Here is a 23,652-nt window from a genome sequence, read left to right on the forward strand (position 1 = left end):
GGGTCCTCTATCACTTCATCAACGCCTGCGCCTCTTCAATGCCGAGCGCGGCCGGCTGGGTGCAGGTCGTGCTAAGGTCGATGAAGCGCCCCTCCTCGCCCGACTTGAGGATCGAGGTCATGACGTCGACCCCGTGCAGCGTGCGGTCGAGCGAGCAGCGTGCGTCGCGGCCTTCGATCAACGCCATCGCCATATCGGCAAGGCCGGCCGTGCGGTAATTGGCACGCGAGCCGCTGGGGCTTTCCTGGTTGATCTTGCCGAAGGGATGCTCCCAGGCCTCGAGCGGCTTGATGTCCTTGTCGCGGCCGCTTGCCTCGACCGTGCCGCCGAAGAAGTTCGGGTCCGGCACGTAGAGCGAACCGTCGGTGCCGTAGAGCTCCATGTTGGCATGGCGATGCGACCAGACATCCCAGCTTGCCGAAAGCGTCACCGTGGCGCCGTTGACGAATTCAAGCAGAGCCTGGATCGTCGTCGGTGTTTTGACCGGGATGATCTCGCCATTGCGCGGCTCACTGGTGATGGTGCGGGTCGGCGATGCCATCGAGGTCATGGCGCCGACGCGTTTGACCGGGCCGATCAGGTTGATCAGGTTGGCGATGTAATAGGGGCCGAGATCGAGGATCGGACCGCCACCTGGCAGGAAGAAGAAATCCGGGTTCGGGTGCCACATCTCCATGCCGGGGCTCATCACGTAGCAGGCCCCCGAGGTCACCCGACCGATGCCGCCATCGTCGATGAACTTGCGGGCAAGCTGATGCGCGCCGCCGAGGAAGGTGTCCGGCGCGCAGCTGACGGAGAGATTCTTCGCCTTGGCGATGCGGCGAAGCTCCTCACCCTGCTCCAGCGAAAGCACCAGCGGCTTTTCCGAATAGACATGTTTTCCGGCTTCGAGGATCGCCTTCGACACCGGAAAATGCGCATCCGGGATCGTCAGGTTGACGACGACGTCGATCTCGTCATTGGCGAGAAGCGCGTCGATCGTCTGTGCCTTCACGCCATATTCCTTGGCGCGGGCCTCGGCGGCCTGCACGTTGATATCGGCGCAGGCCAGCACCTTCAGCCCCTTGAAGAGCGGTGCGAGCGCGAAATAGGTGGTGGAGATGTTGCCGCATCCGATGATGCCGACGCCAAGTTCCCTGGTCATGATGTGCCTCAATAAGTCTTGAAGGATGCGATCGAGCGGCTGATGTTGCGGTCGATGTCATTAGGATTGTCATGTTCGACGACGAAATGCTTGGCCTTGGTGCCGCGAAGCGCCGCAATCAGCTTGGCCCACTCGACCCTGCCATGGCCGACATCGGCCCAGCCGTCCTCGTCCTTCGCTTCGCCTGCCGGCGCGATATCCTTGACGTGAACTGCGGTGATGCGGGGCCCGAGCTTTTCGATCCAGGCGAAAGGATCGGCGTCGCCGCGGATGACCCAGGCGATATCGGCTTCCCAGGAAATGTCAGGCGCGCCTTCGAAGATGCGCTCGATCGGCAGCGAGCCGTCGGCGAGCTTGACGAACTCGAAATCATGATTGTGCCAGCCGAATTCGTAGCCGGCGTCCTTGTAAGGCTTGCTCATCTCCTGCAGGCGCTTGCCGAAGGCCGTCCAGCCGGCGGCGTCGGAGGGACGCTGGTCGGCCGTCAGATGCGGCGCATAGATCGAATCCATGCCGAGAATCTTGGCGATGTTGAGCGATTTCTGAACTTCCTTTTCCAGGAAATCAGGGCTGAAATGGCCGCTCGCCATGACCAGGCCATTCTTGTCGAGCTCGGCGCGAAGGCTCTTCAAGCCGGCATCGTCGAGATCGGCATAGATGCCGCCGAAGCCCTCGACTTCCGCATAGCCCGCCTTGCCGAGCTTCTCGAAAATCGCCGAATAGGGCTGGAAATTGCGCGCGCTGTAGAGCTGGTAGCTAAGTTTCGTCATCATGTTCTCCTTGGGCCTCGTGCCCACGCTTGGGAAGGATCAATCCGCCGATTGGCAGGAATGCAGGTCGTAGAACCGGAAGTCCGGCAGCTTGCCGCGCTCGAGCGGCTCTGCCGGGGTGAAGGTGATGCGGCGGCTTTCGCCGGCCGCAAGATCGAAGGCATTGTCGGAATATTTGCCGTCCGTCGCGCTTTCGATCATCACGAAGAGCGCAAGTCCCTTAGCGGTGACGTTGATGTCGATCGCGCCGCTGGCCTCGACATATTCATGCGTGACAACAAGCCCCGCGGGCTCAAGCTCCAGCGCTTTGTAGGTGCCGTTGACAAAATGGCCCTCGCCGCCCATGCCGTTCGAGACAGTGAAACGCCAGGCTAGCAGCGTTCCCTCGCCGATCTCGGCAACGTCGATGGTCGCAGCCGTCACCGCCGCATCCGGCGAGCAGACCGCCTGCACGTCTTTCAGGTGCTTCCGCTCGCCGTTCATCGTCAGCAACGAGATCGAAAGATCGACGCTGACATCGGCGAGCGTGTCGTTGACCAGCGAGAAGCGGATCGTCTTCCCGTCCTCGGAAGGAATGGCGGCGACCGCCACCGGCTGGAAGAAGCGCTTGACGAGATAATGCATCGCCTTCCAGCGCCCGCCGTAATCGAGGCTCGACCAGGAAGCGACCGGCCAGGTATCGTTGAGCTGCCAGTAGATCGTGCCCATGCAATGGGGTTTCAGCGAACGCCAATATTCCACCGCCGTCTTGATCGCCAGGCCCTGCTGAATCTGCGAGAGATAGACGAAGTTTGGGAAATCCTTGGGGAAGCGGAAATAGCGGAACATCGTGCCGGCGATGCGCTCGTTGCCGCCGGCATTCTTCTGATGCAGTTCCATGACGGGAGAAGCGATATTCATATCCTTCTCCTCGGCATAGGTCCTGATGACAGGCAGCGAGGTGTAGGACTGGAAGCCGAATTCCGAGCAGAAGCGCGGCCGCACCGAACGGTAATTGTCGAACGACTTGTTCTCGTGCCACACCGACCAGTAATGCATGTCGCCGGAGCCATCGGCATGCCAGGCATCGCCGAAATCGAGATAGCCGGAGGCCGGGCTCGACGGCCACCAGAGCGCGCCGGGCAGCGCCTTCTTCACCGCCTGCTCGATCGTCCGGTTGAGCCGATCATAGGAGACGAGATACCGATCGCGATCCTTCCTCGATTCCTCGAACCAGGTCAGCGCGCCGACCAGTTCGTTGTCGCCGCACCAGAGCGCGATCGAGGGATGCGAGGAAAGCCGGCGCACCTGGTAATCCACCTCGATCGCCACATTCTCGAGGAAGTCTTCGGTCGAGGGATAGAGGTTGCAGGCGAACATGAAATCCTGCCAGACCATCAGGCCCAGCCGGTCGCAGAGATCGTAGAAATGATCCTGCTCGTAGAAACCGCCCCCCCAGACCCGGATCATGTTCATGTTGGCGGCTTTCGCCGATTGCAGCAGGTCTTCCGTCTTCTCCGGCGAGGAGAGCGAATAGAGCGCATCGGCGGGGATCCAGTTGGCGCCGCGGCAGAAGATCTCGCGGCCATTGACCTTGAAGGCAAAACGGGCGCCCGATGCATCCGGGGTGGTGATCAGCTCGATGGTGCGAAGGCCGATCTGCCTCGTCACTGCCTCGTCGGACAGCTCGACGGAAAGCGTGTAGAGCGCCTGCTCGCCGCTGCCGGACGGCCACCAGAGGCGCGGCTTGTCGATGTGGAAGAGATGGTTGACGTGGGTCTCGCCATGGACGCCGACATCGAGGCGCACCCGCTCGCCATCGAGATCGAAATAGACCTGGGCAATACTTGGCCCCTTGGAATACAGCGTTGCCGTGACCGTCAGATCGACCGAACCGTCGAGATTATGCGTCTGGCGGGTGACGACATGTTCGATGCGTGCGCTCTCAAGCTTTTTGAGCGCGATCGTGCCGTAAAGGCCGAGCGGCGCAATGGCGATATTCCAGTCCCAGCCGAAATGGCATTGCGGCTTGCGCAGCATGTTGCCGTCCGGGATCGGCGAATTGCCGGTGCTGTAAGGAATATAGAAGGGCTGCTGCTTCTGCCGCTCGGCGCCGACGGCGGGGTTGGAGGCAAACACGATACGGATGACGTTGTCGCCGGATCTCAGCATGCTCGACACGTCGGGGCGATAGCGGCGGAAGCTGTTGTCGGCTTCGAGCGCCAGGAAGCCGTTGACATAAACGGAGGCGACCGTGTCGAGATAGTCGATATCGAGATACCAGTCGCCCTCGGCCTCCTGCAGCGTGAAGCTGCGCTCGACCGCCCATCCGCGCTCGGCGACCCACTGCACTTTCTCCTCGTTGCGGCCGAAATAGGGATCGGGGATCAGGCCGGCCCGGTGGAGCGCGGTGTGCACGTCGCCCGGCAACCTGATCACACTCTTGATCTCGCCATCGACGGAAGTCAGCTGCCACGAACCGGAAAGGTCGATGCTGGAGGGGGGCGGTAGTTGCGTCACGATTTCATGTCCGATTTTGAAAAGGATTGTGGTCTTGAAGGAAGGCCAAATGTCACTGTTCGGAGTGGCCCTCACCTAGTCGTTCGTCAGAGACGTGTCGTTTTTGTCCTCATCTGCCCACTCCGCTCTCCGTCATCCTCTGGCTTGACCCGAGGATCTACACCACATCCACCTGCCGCAACGGGCATGGATCCTCGGGTCAAGCCCGAGGATGACGGAGGGCGGGGTTGGCCTTTTCGTCAAACTCGCGCCAGCTAGTGGCCTCCAACCGCAGAACCCTCTAAAGCCGCAACTCGCTCTCGGCATCGAACACCGAGGCGACCGTCATGTCGAAGCTGAGCTTCACCTTGGCGCCGACATCGAAGCGGCGGGCGCCGTTGACGCGGACCGACATCGTGTGACCGGCATGTTTCAGCCACAGAAGATTGTCCGCGCCCATCGGCTCCTCGATATCGACGGTCGCGTCATGTTCCTCGCCGCCGGCATTTTCGTTGACCTTGATGTGTTCGGGGCGAACGCCGAGCACCACCTTGCGGCCGGGCTGCAGTGCCTCGTTGGCGTCATAGGCAGCCAGCGAGAAGTTGACGCCGTTGGCGGTAAAGGCGATCCCCTCGCCCGTCTTGACCAGCTCGCCACGCAGAAAATTCATCGACGGCGAGCCGATGAAGCCGGCGACGAAGAGGTTGCGCGGCCGGTTATAGATCGTCGTCGGATCGTCGAGCTGCTGGATGATGCCACTCTTCATGATGGCGATACGGTCGGCGAGCGTCAGCGCCTCGATCTGGTCGTGGGTGACGTAGATCATCGTATTCTGCAGCGACTGGTGCAGGCGCTTGATTTCGACGCGCAGCTCCGAGCGGAGTTTGGCGTCGAGGTTGGACAGCGGCTCGTCGAACAGGAACACGTCGACATCACGCACCAGCGCCCGGCCAATGGCGACGCGCTGGCGCTGGCCGCCGGAAAGTTCGGCCGGCTTGCGCTTCAAGAGCGGCTGGATCTGCAGGATCTCGGCGGCGCGCGCCACGCGCTTGTCGATCTCGGCCTGCGGCACCTTGGCGACGCGCAGGCCGAAGGAGAGGTTCTTCTCCACCGTCATCTGGGGATAGAGCGCATAGGACTGGAACACCATGCCGATGCCGCGATCCTTCGGCTCCTCCCAGGTGACGTTCTTGCCCTTGATGAAGATCTGTCCTTCCGAAGCGTCGAGCAGGCCGGCAATGCAGTTCAGCAAGGTCGACTTGCCGCAGCCGGACGAACCGAGCAGCACCAGGAACTCCCCGTCATTGATGTCGAGGTTCAGATCCTTCAGCACACTGACCGCGCCGAAGTTCAGCGACAGATCCTTGATGGAAACACTTGAATTGGAGACACTCGAATTCATGTTCATGAGATCAACCCTTCACTGCGCCGGCGGCGATGCCGCGGACGAAAAGCCGTCCCGACACGAAATAGACGATCAGCGGCACGAGACCCGTCAGGATCGTTGCCGCCATGTTGACGTTGTATTCCTTCACGCCCTGGACTGAATTGACGATGTTGTTGAGCTGCACGGTCATCGGATAGGTATCCGGCCGGGTGAAGACCACGCCGAACAGGAAGTCGTTCCAGATACCGGTCACCTGCAGGATCATCGCCACGACGAAGATCGGCAGCGACATGGGCAGCATGATCTGCAGGAAAATCTGCCAGAAGCCCGCCCCGTCGACACGCGCCGCCTTGAACAGCTCTTCCGGCAGCGACACGAAGTAGTTGCGGAAGAGCAGCGTCAGGATCGGCATGCCGAAGATCGAATGCACGATGATGAGGCCGGTCAGCGTGCCGTAGATGCCGATTTCGCGCAGGATGATGACGATCGGATAGATCATCACCTGATAGGGAATGAAGGCGCCGATGATGAGGACCGAGAAGAAGAATTCCGATCCCTTGAAGCGCCAGTTCGCCAGCGCATAGCCGTTGACCGAGGCAATTGCGATCGAAACGATGACCGACGGCACCGTAATGCGCACCGAGTTCCAGAAACCGCGCGAAAGACCGTCGCAGTTCAGACCGGTGCAGGCCGTCGCCCAGGCCTTCACCCAGGGTTCGAAGGTGATTTCCATCGGCGGCGAGAAGATGTTGCCGAGCCGGATTTCCGGCATTCCCTTGAGCGAGGTGACGACCATCACGTAAAGCGGGATCAGGTAATAGACGGCGGCCACGAAAAGCGTGCCGTAGATGATGATGTTGCGCGGCGAAATCACCGGCCGCGGCTTCGGTCCGGCCGGACCGGAAACCACCTTGCCTTCGAAGGGGACGCCGCCGCCATCGACCGATTTGAGAGCGATATTGTCAGACACGCTTGCGCCCTCCGCTAAATTCCAGATACGCCCAGGGAATGATGATGATGGCGACCGTGACGAGCATCATGGTCGAGGCGGCAAAGCCCTGGCCGAGATTCTGCGCCTGGAACATGTAGTCGTAGACATATTTCGCCGGCACTTCCGACGAGATGCCCGGACCGCCCGAAGTCTGCGCCACGACGAGGTCGTAGACCTTCACGATGCCGGAGGCGATGATGACGATCGTGGTGATGAAGACCGGCCGCATCATCGGAATGATGACCAGCAGATAGGTCTTCCACATCGGAATGCCGTCGACGCGCGCAGCCTTCCAGATGTCCTCGTCGATGCCGCGCAGGCCGGCAAGCATCAGGCACATGACGAGACCGGTGCCCTGCCAGAGAGCCGCGATCAGAATGCCGTAGATGACGATTTCGGGCGTATAGAGCGGGTTGAAGGTGAAGCTCGTCCAGCCGAGCGATCGCACCACGGATTGCACGCCGAAGTCAGGATTGAGAATCCACTGCCAGACGAGACCGGTGACGATGAAGGACAGCGCGAAAGGATAGAGGAAGATCGTGCGGAAGGTGTTCTCGAAACGGATCTTCTGATCCATGAGAGCCGCCAGCAGGAACCCGATGACCAGGCTGAAGATCAGCGACAGGATGCCGTAGATCGCCAGGTTTTGGATGGACACCACCCAGCGCGGTGCGGCCCAGAGACGCTCATATTGCTCGATGCCTGCGAAGGTTAGTCGCGGCAGAAGCTTGGAATTGGTGAAGGAATAGAACACGGTCCAGATCGTGCCGCCGACGAAGATGACCATGGCGGTGAGGATCATGGGAATGGAGGCAATCTTCGAATTCAGATTGCGCAGCAATTTAAACGGCCGGCCGGCTTTCGCTTGACCTGTCATTGGTTTCCTCCTGAAGCGCGCTCGCTTCGGTGATCGGGACGCCGTCTGAACGGCTGCCCTTCCCGTCCCTATCCGAAGCCGTCACGCACTCCACGCATAAGCGCGCTTGCGGCCGGCTGCGGAAGCTCTCGCCGGGATCAGAGATCCGGCGGCGCAATCCGGCCCTGCCAAGAGCAGGACCGGATCCGATGAGCTTGAGAACCGAGGATCAGTCGGCCGAAGCGATGATATCGGCGAAACGCTTCTGGGCGTCTTCCGGTGTCATCGACGGATTGGCGAAGAATTCGGAGAACAGGTCTTCCTTCTGCTTCTGGCTGTCGGCCGAAAGCAGCTGGTCGGTCCCCTGGATCACGTTGCCCTTCGAAAGGATATCGAGACCTTTCTTCATGCAGTCGTTGGCAGCAGCGAGATCGACGTCGCCGCGAACCGGCAGAGAGCCCTTCTTCAGGTTGAAGGCAACCTGAGTCTTCGGATCGAGCAAGGTCTTGGCGAGCACGGCCTGCGCCTTGGATTTTTCCTCATCCTTCAGCAGCGGGAAGTAAAAGGCATCGCCGCCGGTCGAGATGATCTCGTTGACGCCGAGGCCCGGCAGGCAGGTATAGTCGGTACCGGCCTTCTGACCAGCGAGCGCGAATTCGCCTTGCGCCCAGTCACCCATGATCTGGCCGCCGGCCTTGCCCGTGATGACGAGGTTGGTGGCCTGGTTCCAATCCTGGACATTGGTGCCCTTGGACATACGGCGCGCATCGTCGGCGGCCTTGAAGACCTTAGCGATTTCAGGGCCGGCGGCAGCTTCCGCATCCTTGTCCTTGAAGACCTTGTTGAAGGTGTCCTTGCCGGCAATCGCCACCATCAGCACGTCGAAGGCGCCTGCAGCCTGCCACGGCTGACCGCCGACGGCGAGCGGAAGGATACCGGCCTTTTCCAGAGCCGGAGCGGCGGCAACGAATTCGTCCCAGTTCTTCGGAACCTCGACGCCGGCCTTCTTGAAGGCGGCGTTCGAAAGCCACAGCCACTGCCAGGAGTGGATGTTGACGGGAGCGCAATAGATTTTGCCGTCGATGGTGCAGGAATCGAGCAGGCTCGACGGACGAATGATGTCCTTCCACTTCTCGGCGGTGGCGACATCGGTCAGGTCGCGCATCAGGCCGGCCTGGACGAGCTCCTCAGCCTGACGGCCGTGATTGAACTGGGTGGCGCCCATCGGGTCGCCGCCGGTAATGCGGCTGATCATGATCGGACGGGCGGTGCCGCCGGAACCGGCGATCGCGCCGTCGACCCAGTGGTTGCCGGTGGCGTCGAAAGCCTTCGCCAGCTCGGCGACGGCGGCGGATTCGCCGCCTGAGGTCCACCAATGCGTGACTTCGAGATCGGTGGCACTGGCGGCGCCGAGCGGAAGCGCGACTGAGGCGGCAAGCACGGCCGCCATCATACGGATTTTCATGAGTTCTCCTCCCTCACTGAAACGTTGCCGGAAAAACTTAGATCAATCGATTTCAGCACGCAACTGCCCGCCTCCAAATTTTTCGATGAAGGCCGGAATTGCTATTTCTAGCTGTTCTCGGCTACATCACTACCCTCCTCATATCGCCATTTTATTAAGCGATATCGCATATGCACAATCAATGTATCAAATTGAAATAACAGGATGATTTAAGGAAAACCGGTCTACGGCTCGCTTTACTTTTTTCGCTACTGCGGAAAAACGGGGCACAGATGACGGATTCAACCTGCGGGGATATTGCCGCAATGCACACAAGAAAAAGCCCTCGACATTTCTACTGTATCGTTACAGATTGCATTCCTCAGGGAGGCGCGATTTTGGCAGGCGGCGGGCTTACGGCGCTTGAAAAAGCCTCTATAAGCGACACCAATTCGCGCGAGGCAGGCCTACAGGGATGGAAAACAAGGGAAATTTCGGGCAAGCAGCATCGGTGCCGGCGGCGCGCGAGCGCCCGACATTGAAAACGATCGCCTTCATGACCGGCCTTGGCGTGACAACGGTGTCGCGTGCGCTGAAAGACGCGCCTGACATCGGGGCCGAAACCAAGGAGCGAGTGCGCATGGTCGCCCGCCAGCTCGGCTACCAGCCGAACAGGGCGGGCGTGCGCCTGCGCACCGGCAAGACCAACGTCATCGCCCTCGTCCTCAGCATCGACGAGGAGATCATGGGCTTCTCGAGCCAGATGGTCTTCGGCATCTCCGAGGTCCTGTCCGGCACGCCCTATCATATCGTCGTCACGCCGCACTCCCACAGCAAGGACCCGATGCTGCCGGTGCGCTATATCCTCGAGACCGGCTCGGCCGACGGGGTCATCATCTCGCGCATCGAGCCGGACGATCCGCGCGTGCGGTTGCTGACCGAGCGCGGCATGCCCTTCGCCACGCATGGGCGCACCGACGCCGGCCTGACGCACCCCTTCCACGATTTCGACAACGAAGCCTTCGCCCATCAGGCGGTGGAGCGGCTGGTCAAACGCGGTCGCCGGCGCATTGCCCTGCTACAGCCGCCGAGCAAGCTCACCTATTACGCCCATATCAGGATCGGCTTTCAGACCGGCCTGCACGATTACGGCGCCGAGGAAGTGCCCCTGCGGGTCAACACCGACGCGCCGCTAGCCGATATCCGCGACGTCGTCGAGGTGATGATGCGCGCGGCGAACGCCCCTGACGGCATCGTCTGTTCGGCCGGCAGCGCGGCGATCGCCGTCAATGCCGGCATCGAGGCCGCCGGCAAGGCGCTGGGGCGTGATCTCGACATGGTGTCCAAGCAGTCGGTGCCGATCCTGAACTGGATCCGTCCCGAGATCATCACCGCCCAGGAGGATGTGCGCCAAGCCGGCCGCGAAATGGCCAAAGCCGTCATTGCTCGCATCGACGGCGTCGAACCGGAACTGCTGCAAAGCATCAGCCAGCCGATCTGGCCGGAGAACGGCCGATAGGCGGGAGAATGAACCCTCCCCCAGGATTCGCAAGCAGGCATCGGCTCGAAAAAGCCAAGATTGCCCGTCATCTCACAGCGAGTCACGGGGATATCGACAGAATGCAGCAGAGCGGCGTGCCCTATTTCAGCCAATGGGAAACACCCGGCATGACGCTGCCGGTACTTGCCGAGGGCTCGCAAGCCCTGCTCAGCGATCCGCTCTGGCGTCATTCGGGAGCCGGCACCATTGAGGAATATGCGCGCTGGGCCGTCAATGTCTGCGGCATGGCCTGTCTGAAGATGATCCTTGCCGCCCGTGGCGAAATCCGTCCGACCCTCGAACTTGCCCGTGCCTGCACCGCCTACGGCGGTTATGTCGTCAACGAGGTCGACGCCTCGATCAAGGGGCTGATCTACGCGCCCTTTGTGCGCTTCGCAACCGAACGTTTCGGGCTCGACGCCGAGACGATAACCGGCATCGAAACCTCGGCCTTTCCTGATCTTCTGTCGAAGCGCCGGTTCTTCATTGCCTCGGTGCATTCGGCCATTCGCTGGCCGGAGCGCGAACCGCCATCGAAGGGCGGCCATCTGGTGCTTGTGACGGCAGCCTCGCAGGAAACGGTCCGCTTCCACAATCCATCCGGTCACGACGAGGCGAGCCAGGCCGACGTGACGCTGCCGCTTGCCGTCTTCGGCCGCTTCTTCGCCAACCGCGGCATATCTGTCGACGCCTGACCCTTCAAAACCCGATCCTTCCGGAGGCTTGCATGACCCCTTCCCCCAACAGGCTGCGCATCGCCGTGCTTTTCGGCGGCCGCTCGGCAGAGCACGAGGTGTCCGTGCTCTCGGCAACCAACGTCATGGGTGCGCTCAAGCCTGAAAAGTATGACGCCTTTCCGATTTTCATCACCCGCGAGGGTCGGTGGCTCACGAGCAGCTTCGTGGACGGCGCCTTGGCGACACCTTCATCGGGCACGGAAATCTGCCTCGTGCCGGGCGGCTGCGGCCGGGTGATGGCAATCCCCGCCAATGGCGCACCGCATGAGTTGGCGGCGATCGACATGCTGTTTCCCGTGCTGCACGGCCTCCATGGCGAAGACGGATCGGTACAGGGTGTGGCGCAGGTGGCGCGTGTGCCGCTTGCAGGCTGCGGCATCCTCGGTTCTGCCGCAGCGCTCGATAAAGAGATCGCCAAGCGGCTGCTCAGGGCGGCCGGCCTGCCGGTCGCCCGCGCCGTAACGATCCATGAAGGAACGACCCCGTCGCTCGCAGCGCTCGAGGGCGAACTCGGCCTGCCGCTGTTCATCAAGCCGGTGCGCCAGGGATCGTCGGTCGGCGTCGCCAAGGTCCATGCCAGCCAGGAATTCGCAGGCGCTCTTGCAGAAGCCTTCCGCCACGATCGCACCCTGCTCGCCGAGGAATTCATTGCCGGCCGCGAGATCGAATTCAGCGTGCTGGAGGATGCGGCCGGAAAGCTTTTCGTTTCACGCCCCGGCGAAATCGTCCCGGCGGAAAGCCACGGCTTCTACAGTTACGACGCGAAATACATCGACGAGACGGGCGCGGCGCTGAAGGTGCCGGCCGAGCTGCCGCCCGAGGTCGAGGCCGCCATGCGCGACGCAGCGGCAGAAGCCTTCCGGGCCGTCGGCTGCGATGGGATGGCGCGCGTCGATTTCTTCCTGACCTCGGACATGCGCTTCGTCATCAATGAGCTCAACACCATCCCCGGCTTCACCGATATCAGCATGTATTCCAAGGCGATGGCGGCAAGCGGCGTCAGCTATGCCGAAGTCATCGACCGGCTGGTGGAGCATGGCATGGCGCGCGCCGGCCGGGCTGCCTGAGGCAATGTCGGACAGCGGATGTCGGCGAGGTAAACCTTACCGTCGGCGAAAGACGCACCACTGAAAGGACTGCCGGCCGCCGCCGGGTGTCGTGTGCGCCTCGCGCCAGTCGCGTTCGAGCGCGAAGGCGGAGGAAAATTCGGTCGCAAGCGCTGCCGCGTCGTAACGATGGACCGGCAGGCCACTGCACCGTTCCGGCCCGTCCGGCGCGAAGGTCGCGATGATCACGACGCTGCCCGGCGCCGTGCCGGCTTCGAGCGCATGGCGATAGGCGAGCCGCTGCCCGGGCTCGGTCAAGAAGTGAAAAACGGCCCGGTCGTGCCATACATCGTACCCGCGGTCAGGTTTCCATGCGGTGACGTCGGCAACCAACCAGGTGATTCGAACGGCTTCGCCGCCGAGCCGCGCCTTGGCGACGTCGAGCGCCGGCGCGGCGATATCGAGCACGGTGAGATCGGACCAGCCGCGCTCGACGAGACGGTCGACAAGGCTCGATGCCCCGCCCCCCACATCGATCAGCGAAGCTGTGGCCGGCAGTTGCAGCTCATCGAGCACATGTAACGAAGGCCCCGGCGTCGGCTGATACCAGCTGACGCTGTCGGCCGCTTTCGTGCGATAGACCTCGTCCCAATGTTCCCGTTTCGCGTCTGTCATCCGGCACCCCATCTCTTGCAGAGCCCGATCCTGACCTATCAAGATGTAAGGATTGAGACGTCTGTCAACCGTCTTACGCCTGCGAAACTGATCTCACGAAGCCGAGTGACGATAGACGAGATCGGCAGGATCGGTTCGGGGCGCCGTGGGGTCGAGACGTGCCCCCAGCCGTTCGGCAACGGCAACGGATGCGGCATTGCCGGGAGCGATATAGCTGACGAGCGACGGCAGCTTAAGCGTCGAAAAGGCCCAGTTCCTGAGAGCCAGGGCCGCCTCGGTCGCATAACCCCTGCCCTCATGGCCCTCATAGACGAACCACCCCAGTTCCTTCTCAGGAAAGAGCGGCCCATGATTGATCCCCACCTGACCGACGCACTCGCCGCCCTCGGCAAGGTCGATCATCAAAGCCCCATGCCCGAAAAGCTGCCAGAGCGCCACGTCGTGGCAGAACATCCCCCAGGCGGCCCTGAGATCGAACGAGCCGCCCATTCCGGCGGACCGCGGCGAAGCCATCAGCCGCGCATAGGCTTCGAAATCGTCGATCTCGGGCTTCCGGAGAATCAGCCGCTCGGTTCGGAGAGTGATCGCGCCGGTTCCGGACATGTCATCGCCTTTCTGCTGAACATCTAGCTTTCGAACGCCGGAGCGAACCGCAGCATACCGCTCGGCGCCGGCCCGTGGAGGACAATGTGCTGGACGAGCCGCGTATCGAGATCGTGATAGCTGAGTCTCCCGTCGCTGCTGAAGCCCACGCCGCGATAGACGTCGGGATTGCCGATCAGCGCGCATCCGCTCGCGCCCATCTCCTCCAGCAATTCCAGCCCCCTGGCGATCAGCGCCTTGCCGATACCCTGCCGCTGCCTGTCCGGCTTGACCGATATCGGACCCAGCCCGAACCAACCCGCATGGACGCCGTCGATCGTTACCGGCGAAAACGCCACATGCCCGAGAATCTCGCCGTCCTCTTCGGCAACCAGCGACACCGTCAGATCGCCGCTGGCGCGAAGCCTTCGAATGATCGCCGCTTCCGTGCCGTCGCTGTAAGCCATCGGCTCAAAAGCAATCGATGTCAGATCATGGATCGCGTCGATATCATCAGGCGTCTCGATTCGGATGAGCATCTTTGTCAATTCCCAGGCGTGTTGTCTCGCGCAAGCAGTGTCTTATCCCATTGAAACGAAATGTCGTAGATCCGAGAGAATCCTGCGGGAATCCGTTGCCCTCTTCCGCCGGAGATTTTCCGAGGATATAGACTGAGGCCCGTGGGCACCGTCCTGCTGATCGAAACATCGGAGCGTAACATCTCCGCCGGCACCGTCCGGAGGCTGTGTGCGTCTTCGCAATCAGAGGTTCTGCGATGAATGATATCGCCGATCACGGTGTTCGTTTCGGACGAATTGCCGCCATGCTGCCGGTCAAGGACATGACCAAGGCCTACGACTTTTACGCCAATGTCCTCGGCTTCAAGAAAATATTCGAGAACGGAAATCCTGTCGGCTTTATGATCCTGAAGCGCGATCAGGGCGAGCTGCATCTCACCTTGCAGCCGAACCACAAGGCTGCGGACTTCAATGTCGCGCATTTGATGGTCGACGATGTCGACGCCCTGCATGCGCTTTGCCGACAATATGGGCTGAGGATCATCAAAAGCCTTCAGGACAAGGACTACGGATTGCGGGCCTTTGTGTTTGAAGACCCCGACGGCAACCGCATCGACGTCGGTCAACCGATCTAAGCCAGCCATGAGAAATGGGTGGGGATACCGTCCCCATCCAACTTTCGCAAATTCCCGAATTCCGCAGTGTTCGTCATTTGGGTCGAGCACCTGCCTCTTGTCCACCGCAGGGAAAGTCGAAGAGCAGTAAGCCGGGCTCCTCCAGCGGGAGCTGCGCCACGACCTGCCCTTGCCGGTTCAGCACGGCCGTCGGTCCCCATGCGATGCGCCCGTCGCGCTCGCCCGTTACGTCGGACGATATCAGCCACAGGCCTGTCTCGCGGCATCTTTCACCGCGAACGGCATTATGCAGCCGCTTGAATATATCCGCCTTCTCGCGTGGCATCATGTTGTTGGACAGGCATAAGATCAACGACGCGCCGAGCGCCGCGATCTTTTGCGCCGCTTCTGGAAAGTTGGTGTCGTAGCAGATGTTTATCCCGTAGCGCAGGTCGCCGATCGCAAAATGCGGACTTTCTTTTCCTGCCTCGAAGGCCTGTTCACCGCTCAGCAGGTGCGCCTTCCGATAGCGACCGATGAGAACGCCCTGCTCGACTACGACCGCTGTATTGAACAGTCGCCCCTCCTCGATCTCGATCAGCCCCATGACCAACACAGGTCCCGACTTCGGAAACCGATCGAGAACCGCAGCGAATTCAGCGGACGCAAGGTCGAAGGCAACACGACGCGCCGATGCTTCATCGGTCAGGTAGCCCTGCAAGAACCCTTCAGGAAAGAGCAGCAAGGCCGCGCCGTCGGCCTCAGCACGCGCCGCAACCCCGATGGCATGATCGAGAGCGGCCTCGACATCCTCCCGAAATTCGGGCGTCTGCGCGGCGGCTATCCGAACGCTCCTCACTTTGATCTCCGTGTATCACGCCCGCGAACCACGAAAAAGCCCGACGCAACGGCCGGGCTCTTCCTCGATCTCTTCTCGGCAAACCTCAGAAGGTCGCCGCACCGCTGCCCCAGGGGCCGTGGTGGAAATCCTTGCCGTCCAGGCGGTCGAAGCCGTGGGCGCCGAAGAAATCGCGCTGGGCCTGGATGAGGTTCGCTGTTCCCCTGCCCTGGCGGTAGGCGTCGAAATAGGTGAGTGCCGAGGTCAGCGCCGGCACCGGCAGGCCGGCGGAGATGGCGGCGGCAACGACGCGGCGCAGCGCCGGGATCGATTCCTTGACCATCTCGGAGAAGGCGGGCGTGACGATGAGGTTCGCAGCGTCCGGCGCCTTGGTGAAGGCCGAGGTGATCTCGTCGAGGAACTGCGAACGGATGATGCAGCCGGCGCGCCAGATCCGGGCAATGGTCGGCATCGGCAGCGACCAGTTGAACTCGCGCGAGGCTTCCGCCATCACCGCGAAGCCCTGGGCATAGGCGCCGATCTTGGCGGCAAAGAGCGCCAGCTCCAGATCCTTGTTCAGCTCAGGACCGTAAGCGATCGGGAAAGAAACGGCCTGCGTGCCGAAGATCTTTTCCGCCGCTTCGCGCTGCGACTTCATCGAGGAGAGGCTGCGGGCGGCTACAGCGGCTTCGATCGCCGTTGCCGGAATGCCCATGTTCTGCGCTTCGATCGCCGACCATTTGCCCGTACCCTTCTGGCCGGCCTTGTCGAGGATCATATCGACCATCGGGCCGCCGGAAACCGGATCGGTCGCCGCAAGCACCTTCTCGGAAATCTCGATCAGGTAGGAGTTCAGCCGGCCCTTGTTCCATTCCCCGAAGATGCCGGAGATGTCGGAGGCACTCTTGCCGAGGCCGTCCCGCAGGATGCCGTAGATTTCGGCGATCATCTGCATGTCGGCATATTCGATGCCGTTATGAATGGTTTTGACGAAATGGCCGGCGCCGTCATTGCCGAGCCAGGCGACGCAGGGCTCGTCATTGTAGCGGGCGGCAATCGAGGTCAGCACCTTCTCGACGCGCTTCCAGGATTCCTCGGTGCCGCCGACCATGATCGACGGACCATGACGCGCACCTTCCTCGCCGCCGGAAACACCCATGCCGATGAAGGTGAGTTCGGTATCCTTGAGGCGGTCGAAGCGGGCGACGGTGTCGCGGAAATTGGCGTTGCCGGCATCGATCATGATGTCGCCCTTGGAGAGGTGCGGGCGCAGCGCCTCCATCTGCTGGTCGACGGCATCCCCTGCCTTGATCATGATGATGATCGGCCGCGGCGGCCGGATCGCGTCAACGAACTCTTCGATGGTCTTGCAGGGAATGATCTGCTTTTTCAGATCGCCGGCGCTTTCGTAGAATTCGTCGGTTTTCTCAGGCGTGCGGTTGAACACCGCAATTTTATTGCCTTTCTCCGCGATGTTGAGCGCCAGGTTGGAGCCCATGACCGCAAGGCCGATCAGTCCGATTTCTGCCTTTTCCACGACAAACCTCCGATGTGTCATTTGGACCGGTGTTGTGGCACTGTCTCGCTCAAACGGCAAGTCTGCCAAGGGTCTAATCGGTTCGCAAAAGCCAATGAAATGAAGCTCGCCGTGCCCGCTTGTCCGACAACCTGCCATCTGATCGGCAAGCAGCGATGTGGCGTGACCCGCCCGTAGCGCATCCGCAATGCCCTATCTCATGCTATCATAGGTCTTTCGGGAGATAGTGCGTGGCATCGGAAAAACGAAACGGTGGAATTCTCCTGGCGGCCCGCGCCGGCCGCTATCGCGAATATGCGCCGCCGCCGCCGTTGCGGCGCCATTTCAGTCGGCTCTGGTCGAATTCGCTTCACGACGGTCCACCGGCAACGGTGGCGATCGTGCCGGACGGCTATTGCGATCTGCTCTGGATCGGTGGCCGACTGGTCGTTGCCGGGCCTGACAGAACGGCGGCTTTTCCCCTTATCCGACCGGGCACAACCGTCATTGGTGCGCGGTTTGCACCCGGCGCCGCCGCACCCTGGCTGAAGACGCCGCTCTCGGCGCTGGTCGGCTGCTCGGTGCGGCTCAGCGACATCGGCCGGAAGGGCACGGCCGAGTTTGAGGCGCGGCTGGCAGATTGTCGCGACGCTGCGGACGCGATGGCGTTGTTCGCCCGACTGCTCGAAGAAGCCGCGCGCGAAGAGGAGGAGCCCGCCCCCGACGCCGCGGTGATTTTTGCCGCCGCCGAAAGCGGCTGCTCCCCGTCCAGCCTGCCCCACCGGCTCGACATCAGCGAAAGACAGCTGCGCCGCCGCTGCCACCAGCATTTCGGCTACGGCGCCAAGACGCTGGAACGCATCCGCCGGTTCCAGCGTTTCCTCGATCTCTGCCGCAGATCGCACGCGATGCCGCTGGCCCATCTTGCGCTCGAAGCGGGTTTTGCCGATCAGGCCCACATGACGCGCGAGGTCGGCGAACTCTCATGCCTGACGCCCGCGGTCATTTGCGATCAGCTCAACGCGCGGGAACTGCCGGGCTGACCGTTTTGTTCAAGACGCCTCGGGTCGGGCTGTTACTCTCGCTCGGCCACTATCAAGGACCTGCAAGCCATGTCGACTATGCCCGCAAAAATCATCCACCAATCGATCGAGCGTGACTGGCGCGACGTCTATGACTTCGCCGGCAAGCCGGAAAATATGCCGCTCTGGGCCTCAGGCCTTGCGACCGGTCTCGAGCCCAACGGCGCCGACTGGGTCGCCCATGGCCCTCTCGGCGCCATCAAGGTGAGCTTCGTGCCGGCCAATGAATTCGGCGTGATCGACCATACGGTGACGATCGAATCCGGTCTCAGGGTCTATAATGCGTTGCGCATCGTGCCGAACGGCGATGGTTGCGAGATCATGTTTACGCTGCTGCGTCTGCCCGGCATGACCGACGCGCAGTTTTCCGCCGATGCCGCCCATGTCGAGAAGGACCTCGCCATGCTGAAAGCCCTGATGGAGAGATAGATGGCCGATAAGTCAGAAAACCACGATCGCCGCATCGATTATGTCGAGTTCAACGTCGCCGACATTGCCGCCGCAAAAGCCTTTTACGGCTCGGCCTTCGGCTGGCGTTTCACCGATTACGGGCCAAACTATTGCGAATTCGACGACGGCCGTCTAAAGGGCGGCTTCACCGATTTCGGACCCGTGCGCCCGGGCGGCCCGCTTGTTGTCGTCTATGCCAATGACCTGGAGGAGGTGTTGACGTCGGTGGAAAGGGCCGGCGGCACGATCTGCCGGCCGATCACCGACTTTCCCGGCGGCCGCCGCTTCCATTTCCTTGATCGAGACGGTTATGAGCTCGCCGTCTGGGCGACTGCCTGATCGGATTAGAGCCTTTCCTGGTTAGATTGAAGCATTCTGTTGGCTCAAACGGAGTCGGATGGTCGACCGGCCGGCGCACGTCGTAGCCCAGTTCTACGGCCAAGCCGGCCGGTCGATCAGGCGGCCCGTTTCAGCCAACCTTCCCGCAGATTTGCCAGGCAAATCTGCAAGACTGAAAATCGCCGGACGCACTGATCGCTTCGCCATGGCGAAGCGGTGCGGCCGGTGGGCCGGGCATCTTTCCGTCAGGGCAGAGGCGATCGGCTCGGACGTACCATGAGGTATGCCCTTCGCCAATCGCCTCTGCCCTGACGAAAACCTCCTCCGGCAAAATGCTTCAATCTAACCAGGAAAGGCTCTACTGATCCATCACGATCAGAGCGCCGATCACCGTGCCGCCTGCATCGCGCAGCGGCGACATGCGACAGCGCACCTGCCGCGATGCGTCGCCGGTCGCCCGCTCATAAGTGTAGTCGATCTGCTCGCCGGCAAAGCAGGCATCCAGCTTATGTTTAGCGCATCCGGCAAAGCGTTGTTCGCCGATGAATTCGGAAATATGGCGGCCGATAAGGTCCATCGGCTTTCTGTTAAGATGGGCGCTGTTGGCCGCATTGGAATAGAGATAGCGATAATCCCTGGTCAGCACCGCTACCCGATCCGGCAGGCTTTCGAGGATCGCCGCATTGAGAAACTGGCCGTTGTCGGTGTCGGGCACATAGGCTGCCGGCGGCTCAATGCGCACATCCTGCGGTGAAGGCACGCGCCAGTCCGGCCCATGAGTGCCGAAATACCGGTCAAGCAGGTAGGACAGCACCGTCGCGTGTTCTCGGACGCTGGCGCTGTCGTCGGCATCCCGGGCGATGAGATGGCTGACGAACTGCAGTTGCATATACACTTCCAGCAGATTGGCTGCCTTGCATGCCAGGATCGCCTCGACCAGCGGCTCGACATGCCGGTCGAGCGACATGACGCGCTGATCGTCGCCGAGGCGTATGGCTTCCTCTATTTGCGCGTAACGCAAGGAAAAGGCTCTAAATAGCTCCAGCAAGACGCCTCTCACTCCCATTGTCCCAAGCGGCGTGTCCATAACCGATATGGCTGCATCTGCGAAAATGCGCCTTACGGTAGACTTTACTCGCGCCCTGGTGGTGACGGGTAACATGAAGTGTACTCGGTTTCAATCCGAGAGCACCTGCCGCTTTTCACCGCTGATAAATGGGGGGTGGGACCTTCTTACGCGAGCGTCTTCTTGATCTGCCAGCGGTCGTGATACCAGAGCCACTGTTCCGGATATTCCCTCACCCAGCTCTCCACCTTGTCGTTGAGCAGCTGGGCCGCCGCCGGCAGGTCGAGATTGCCTTTTTCGTCGCGCGGCATATCGAGTCGCGGTTCGATTTCCAGGCGGTAGCGGTTTCCCGGCAGACGAATGCAGCGCGCCGGATAGACCTCGCAATCGAACTGGCGCACCAGCTTCGGCAGCAGCGGATTGGTCTTCACCTCGCGGCCGAAGAACGTGCCCTTCAGCCCCTTGCCGAATTTCTGGTCGACGAGCACGCCCACACCCTGGCCCGCCTCCAGCTGGCGCGCGAGCGCGAAGGAGGAACCGGCATGAGACGGCACCAGCTTGCCCATGCGGGCGCTGCGGAAGTCGAACACCTTCTTGGCGACGTAAGGGTTGTTCGGCGGCCGGAAAAGCACGGTCACCGTCAGCCCGAAGGCCGCACCCGCCACCGGCAGCAGCTCGAAATTGGCGGTATGGCCCGTGAACACGATGAAGGGGCGGGGATTGTCGCGCAGGTCGAGGAAGATCGGAATGCCCGACACCTCCACCCTGCCCGGCTCCGACTTTTCGGGATCATAGTCGAACAGCTGATCGAGGAAGACGTATTCGGCCGCAAGCCTTCCCATATTGCCCCAGCTGGCGAGCGCGATCTCCTCGATCTCGGCCTCGCTCTTCTCGGGAAAGGCGTTGCGCAGATTGGTCAGCATCAGCCTGTGGCGGCGGGTCCGCCGGCCGAGGCGGCGCATCATCCGGTCGGCGAAGCGGATCGCGCCATCGGCAGGGAACAGCTTCAGGAAATTCAGGAAGCCGAACATCACCTGCGCCACCAGCCATTGCTGGAAATTCCTGAGCGCCAGGACGATCCGGGTGATGATCAGCTTCACGTTCGCTCAATCCATCTTCAGGATGATCTTGCCGAAGATCTGGCGCGATTCCATCCGCTCCAGCGCCCGGTCGATATCGATGAAGCCGACTTCGGTGTCGATGACCGGATGGACGAGCCCGCGGCCCATCTTCTGCATCGCATCCGCCATGTTTTCCATGCGGCAGCCGAAGGAGCCGAGCAGCTTCAATTGCTGCTGGAACAGCATCATCAGGTTCATCTCGGTGGAAACGCCGGAGGTCGAGCCGCAGGTGACGAGACGCCCGCCGCGCTTCATGCAGAGCATCGAACCGGCCCAGGTATCCTTGCCCACATGTTCGAAGACGACGTCGACGCCCTTCTTCTTGGTGAGCTTGCGCACGACGCCTTCGAAGCGGTCGGTGCGGTAGTTGATGACGTGATCGGCGCCGAGTGCCTTGGCCTTCTCGATCTTATCGTCGGAGCCGACGGTGGTGATGACGGTGCAGCCGATCTTCTTGGCAAGCTGGATCGCCGCCGTGCCGATGCCGGAGCCGCCGGCATGGACGAGGATCGTTTCGCCGGGCTCGAGCTTGGCATTGTCGAACAACATGTGCTCGACCGTGCCGAAGGTGACGGGCGCAAGCGCCGCACCAATGGCGTCGACGCCGGGAGGAGCCGGAACGAGCAGGCGCGCCGGCAGATTGACCTTCTCCTGCGCGAAACCGTCGAGATGGAAACCGTGCACGCCGGAAACATGTTCGCAGAGATTATCGTGGCCTTCGCGGCACGGGCGGCAGAGGCCGCACGTACGCGCGCCATAGATCGAGACCAGCTGCCCCGGCAGCACGTTGGCGACGCCAGGGCCGATGGCTTCGACGACGCCGGAGGCTTCTGCGCCGATGACGAGCGGCATCTTGCGCTTGGCGAATGCCATGCCGCGCCAGCCCCAGACATCGATGTGATTGAGCGCAACTGCCTTGACGCGCAGCGTCACTTCGCCGGCTGCCGGTGCATCCGGTTCCGGCAGGTCGGTGATCTCAAGCTTGCGGTCATCGATCAGTTGCAGCGCGCGCATGATATATAGTTCTTTCTTCTACGTGGATCGTCGTCATGCTCGGGCTTGTCCCGAGCATCTGCCAACGGTCATTGAGTGACGCAAGTAGATCCTCGGGACAAGCCCGAGGATGACGTCAAAAACCACTTCGTTCCAAAATCAAGGAGGGTCTCTAAGCCGGTTCGAGCGCCATGACAAGGCTGGCATTCTGCCCGCCGAAGCCGAAGGAGTTGGAAAGCACGGCCGAAACCTGGGCTTCCCGCTTCTTGTTCGGCACGACATCGAGCACGATCGACGGATCCGGATTGTTGTAGTTGATCGTCGGCGGCAGCGTGCCGGTCAGCATCGTCTGCAGCGAGAACACGGCCTCGACCGCACCCGCCGCCGTCAGCGTATGGCCGATCATCGATTTGTTGGACGACACCGGAATGCCGATCAGCTTCTCGCCGAAGACGGCGGACATCGAGCCATATTCCATCTTGTCGTTTTCAGGCGTCGATGTGCCGTGCGCGTTGATATAGCCGATATCGGCCTCGCTCATGCCGGCATCGGCAAGGGCCGCGCGGATCGTCGCGATCGCCGGGCCGCCGTCGGGCGACGACCGCGTGCGGTGAAAGCTGTCGGCCTTGTCGCCGGCGCCCTTCATGATGCCGAGCACCTTGGCGCCGCGGGCAACCGCCGATTCCAGCGATTCCAGCACCAGCGTCGCCGCACCCTCGGCGATGACGAAGCCGTCGCGATCCTTGCTGAACGGCTTGGAGGCCTTGGTCGGCGGATCGTTCTGCGTCGAAAGGGCCGACAGCAGCGAGAAGCGGATCAGCGCTTCGGCGCTGAGCGATCCATCCGTCGCGACGGTCAGCGCGCGGTCGGTCCGGCCCTGGCGGATCGCCTCGATGCCGAGCTGGATCGCGGTCACACCGGAAGCACAGGCCGTCGACAAGGTCACCGGCAGGCCGCGCGTGCCGAACCGGTCGGCGAGGCGCTCGGAAATCGCGCCGAAGAGTGCCGCCTCGTGGAACGCCGGGTCGGGCCGCTGGCGCAGCGCCGTCAGGAAGCGCTCATAGGCATCACCGGGATGGTCGGCAGCCGGCGAACGGTCGGCAAGTTCGAAACGGGCGCTCCATTCGGGCTCGATCGGCGGCGCGGCAAGAAACAGCGGGCCGTTGAAATCGCCTGAAATACCGGCATCGGCCAGCGCCTCGATGGTCGTCTCGCGCGCAAAGGCATAGGAGCGCTCGACGGCGTTCGGCACCGGAATTTCTATGAAATCGACCGTGCCGGCGATCCGTGTCGACAGGCCTTCGGTCGGAAAGCGGTTGATCGCGTGGATACCCGAGGTGCCGGAAGAAAGGGCCGCCCAGTTGTCCTTCAGGCCCTGGCCCAGCGACGTGATGATGCCCATGCCCGTCACTGCGACGATCGGCCGGCCGAGATGATCCTTGTAAGCGGAAGCTGTCATATCTCT

Annotated in this window: 23 protein-coding genes; 7 read left to right on the forward strand and 16 right to left on the reverse strand. The window is 61.8% G+C overall.

What is annotated here, in order from left to right:
- Positions 1-10: 10 nt before the first annotated feature.
- From CO671_RS06610 to CO671_RS06640, 7 genes are all read right to left on the reverse strand, one after another.
- On the reverse strand, positions 11-1,144 hold the full coding sequence (locus CO671_RS06610; protein ID WP_097605271.1) for a Gfo/Idh/MocA family oxidoreductase: 1,134 nt from the start codon (positions 1,142-1,144) through the stop codon (positions 11-13).
- 8 nt (positions 1,145-1,152) lie between these two features.
- A complete protein-coding gene (locus tag CO671_RS06615; protein ID WP_010030267.1) occupies positions 1,153-1,914 on the reverse strand; it encodes a sugar phosphate isomerase/epimerase in 762 nt (253 codons plus the stop codon).
- 39 nt (positions 1,915-1,953) lie between these two features.
- On the reverse strand, positions 1,954-4,413 hold the full coding sequence (locus CO671_RS06620) for a glycoside hydrolase family 2 protein (protein WP_097605439.1): 2,460 nt from the start codon (positions 4,411-4,413) through the stop codon (positions 1,954-1,956).
- Between the two features lie 280 nt (positions 4,414-4,693).
- Complete coding sequence (locus CO671_RS06625) at positions 4,694-5,800, reverse strand: ABC transporter ATP-binding protein (RefSeq protein WP_097605272.1); 1,107 nt, start codon at positions 5,798-5,800, stop codon at positions 4,694-4,696.
- 4 nt (positions 5,801-5,804) lie between these two features.
- The gene (locus tag CO671_RS06630; RefSeq protein ID WP_097605440.1) at positions 5,805-6,737 is read right to left on the reverse strand and encodes a carbohydrate ABC transporter permease; all 933 of its coding nucleotides are present in this window, start codon (positions 6,735-6,737) and stop codon (positions 5,805-5,807) included.
- Between the two features lie 4 nt (positions 6,738-6,741).
- Positions 6,742-7,647 (reverse strand): sugar ABC transporter permease, encoded by a 906-nt coding sequence (locus CO671_RS06635; RefSeq protein ID WP_097605273.1) that lies wholly within the window; start codon positions 7,645-7,647, stop codon positions 6,742-6,744.
- Positions 7,648-7,855: 208 nt separating this feature from the next.
- The gene (locus CO671_RS06640; protein WP_010030972.1) at positions 7,856-9,091 is read right to left on the reverse strand and encodes an ABC transporter substrate-binding protein; all 1,236 of its coding nucleotides are present in this window, start codon (positions 9,089-9,091) and stop codon (positions 7,856-7,858) included.
- Between the two features lie 454 nt (positions 9,092-9,545).
- On the opposite strand from CO671_RS06640, the gene CO671_RS06645 reads away from it, so the two are divergent.
- From CO671_RS06645 to CO671_RS06655, 3 genes are all read left to right on the forward strand, one after another.
- Positions 9,546-10,589: a LacI family transcriptional regulator gene (locus CO671_RS06645; RefSeq protein ID WP_097605274.1), complete on the forward strand. Its 1,044-nt coding sequence runs from the start codon at positions 9,546-9,548 to the stop codon at positions 10,587-10,589.
- 101 nt (positions 10,590-10,690) lie between these two features.
- Positions 10,691-11,305: a C39 family peptidase gene (locus tag CO671_RS06650; RefSeq protein WP_097605275.1), complete on the forward strand. Its 615-nt coding sequence runs from the start codon at positions 10,691-10,693 to the stop codon at positions 11,303-11,305.
- A 32-nt stretch (positions 11,306-11,337) separates the two neighbouring features.
- Entirely contained in the window at positions 11,338-12,414 is a 1,077-nt protein-coding gene (locus tag CO671_RS06655) for a D-alanine--D-alanine ligase family protein (RefSeq protein ID WP_097605276.1), read from the forward strand.
- Positions 12,415-12,450: 36 nt separating this feature from the next.
- Here the strand turns inward: CO671_RS06655 and CO671_RS06660 are convergent, their stop codons facing one another.
- From CO671_RS06660 to CO671_RS06670, 3 genes are all read right to left on the reverse strand, one after another.
- Positions 12,451-13,068 carry a class I SAM-dependent methyltransferase gene (locus tag CO671_RS06660; RefSeq protein ID WP_010029777.1) on the reverse strand — a complete coding sequence of 206 codons (618 nt, stop codon included), beginning with the start codon at positions 13,066-13,068 and terminating at the stop codon, positions 12,451-12,453.
- Between the two features lie 93 nt (positions 13,069-13,161).
- On the reverse strand, positions 13,162-13,671 hold the full coding sequence (locus CO671_RS06665; protein WP_097605277.1) for a GNAT family N-acetyltransferase: 510 nt from the start codon (positions 13,669-13,671) through the stop codon (positions 13,162-13,164).
- A gap of 23 nt (positions 13,672-13,694) precedes the next feature.
- A complete protein-coding gene (locus CO671_RS06670; RefSeq protein WP_097605278.1) occupies positions 13,695-14,189 on the reverse strand; it encodes an N-acetyltransferase in 495 nt (164 codons plus the stop codon).
- A 236-nt stretch (positions 14,190-14,425) separates the two neighbouring features.
- On the opposite strand from CO671_RS06670, the gene CO671_RS06675 reads away from it, so the two are divergent.
- Positions 14,426-14,803 carry a VOC family protein gene (locus CO671_RS06675; RefSeq protein ID WP_010026636.1) on the forward strand — a complete coding sequence of 126 codons (378 nt, stop codon included), beginning with the start codon at positions 14,426-14,428 and terminating at the stop codon, positions 14,801-14,803.
- 73 nt (positions 14,804-14,876) lie between these two features.
- Here CO671_RS06675 and CO671_RS06680 read toward each other — a convergent pair whose 3' ends face one another.
- Positions 14,877-15,641 carry a carbon-nitrogen hydrolase family protein gene (locus CO671_RS06680; protein WP_097605279.1) on the reverse strand — a complete coding sequence of 255 codons (765 nt, stop codon included), beginning with the start codon at positions 15,639-15,641 and terminating at the stop codon, positions 14,877-14,879.
- Positions 15,642-15,726: 85 nt separating this feature from the next.
- Positions 15,727-17,178 (reverse strand): NADP-dependent phosphogluconate dehydrogenase, encoded by a 1,452-nt coding sequence (gndA, locus tag CO671_RS06685; RefSeq protein WP_170964937.1) that lies wholly within the window; start codon positions 17,176-17,178, stop codon positions 15,727-15,729.
- 209 nt (positions 17,179-17,387) lie between these two features.
- Here gndA and CO671_RS06690 point away from each other — a divergent pair, with 209 nt between their 5' ends.
- The 3 genes from CO671_RS06690 to CO671_RS06700 all read left to right on the forward strand — a co-directional run bounded on the left by CO671_RS06690 (position 17,388) and on the right by CO671_RS06700 (position 19,007).
- Entirely contained in the window at positions 17,388-18,179 is a 792-nt protein-coding gene (locus CO671_RS06690; RefSeq protein WP_097605281.1) for a helix-turn-helix domain-containing protein, read from the forward strand.
- Between the two features lie 69 nt (positions 18,180-18,248).
- Positions 18,249-18,647, forward strand: a complete 399-nt coding sequence (locus CO671_RS06695) for a polyketide cyclase (protein WP_097605282.1) — start codon at positions 18,249-18,251, stop codon at positions 18,645-18,647.
- A complete protein-coding gene (locus tag CO671_RS06700; RefSeq protein ID WP_004669769.1) occupies positions 18,648-19,007 on the forward strand; it encodes a VOC family protein in 360 nt (119 codons plus the stop codon). It begins immediately after the preceding gene.
- Between the two features lie 358 nt (positions 19,008-19,365).
- Here the strand turns inward: CO671_RS06700 and CO671_RS06715 are convergent, their stop codons facing one another.
- The 4 genes from CO671_RS06715 to CO671_RS06730 form a co-directional block, all read right to left on the reverse strand.
- The gene (locus tag CO671_RS06715) at positions 19,366-20,055 is read right to left on the reverse strand and encodes a PAS domain-containing protein (RefSeq protein ID WP_170964938.1); all 690 of its coding nucleotides are present in this window, start codon (positions 20,053-20,055) and stop codon (positions 19,366-19,368) included.
- Between the two features lie 185 nt (positions 20,056-20,240).
- Entirely contained in the window at positions 20,241-21,173 is a 933-nt protein-coding gene (locus CO671_RS06720) for a lipid A biosynthesis lauroyl acyltransferase (RefSeq protein ID WP_097605284.1), read from the reverse strand.
- A 6-nt stretch (positions 21,174-21,179) separates the two neighbouring features.
- On the reverse strand, positions 21,180-22,208 hold the full coding sequence (locus CO671_RS06725; RefSeq protein WP_097605285.1) for a zinc-binding dehydrogenase: 1,029 nt from the start codon (positions 22,206-22,208) through the stop codon (positions 21,180-21,182).
- Between the two features lie 151 nt (positions 22,209-22,359).
- On the reverse strand, positions 22,360-23,646 hold the full coding sequence (locus CO671_RS06730; RefSeq protein WP_097605286.1) for a beta-ketoacyl-ACP synthase: 1,287 nt from the start codon (positions 23,644-23,646) through the stop codon (positions 22,360-22,362).
- Positions 23,647-23,652 lie beyond the last annotated feature (6 nt).

It is taken from the genome of Rhizobium sp. M10 (assembly GCF_002531955.1).
Classification (GTDB): domain Bacteria; phylum Pseudomonadota; class Alphaproteobacteria; order Rhizobiales; family Rhizobiaceae; genus Rhizobium; species Rhizobium etli_C.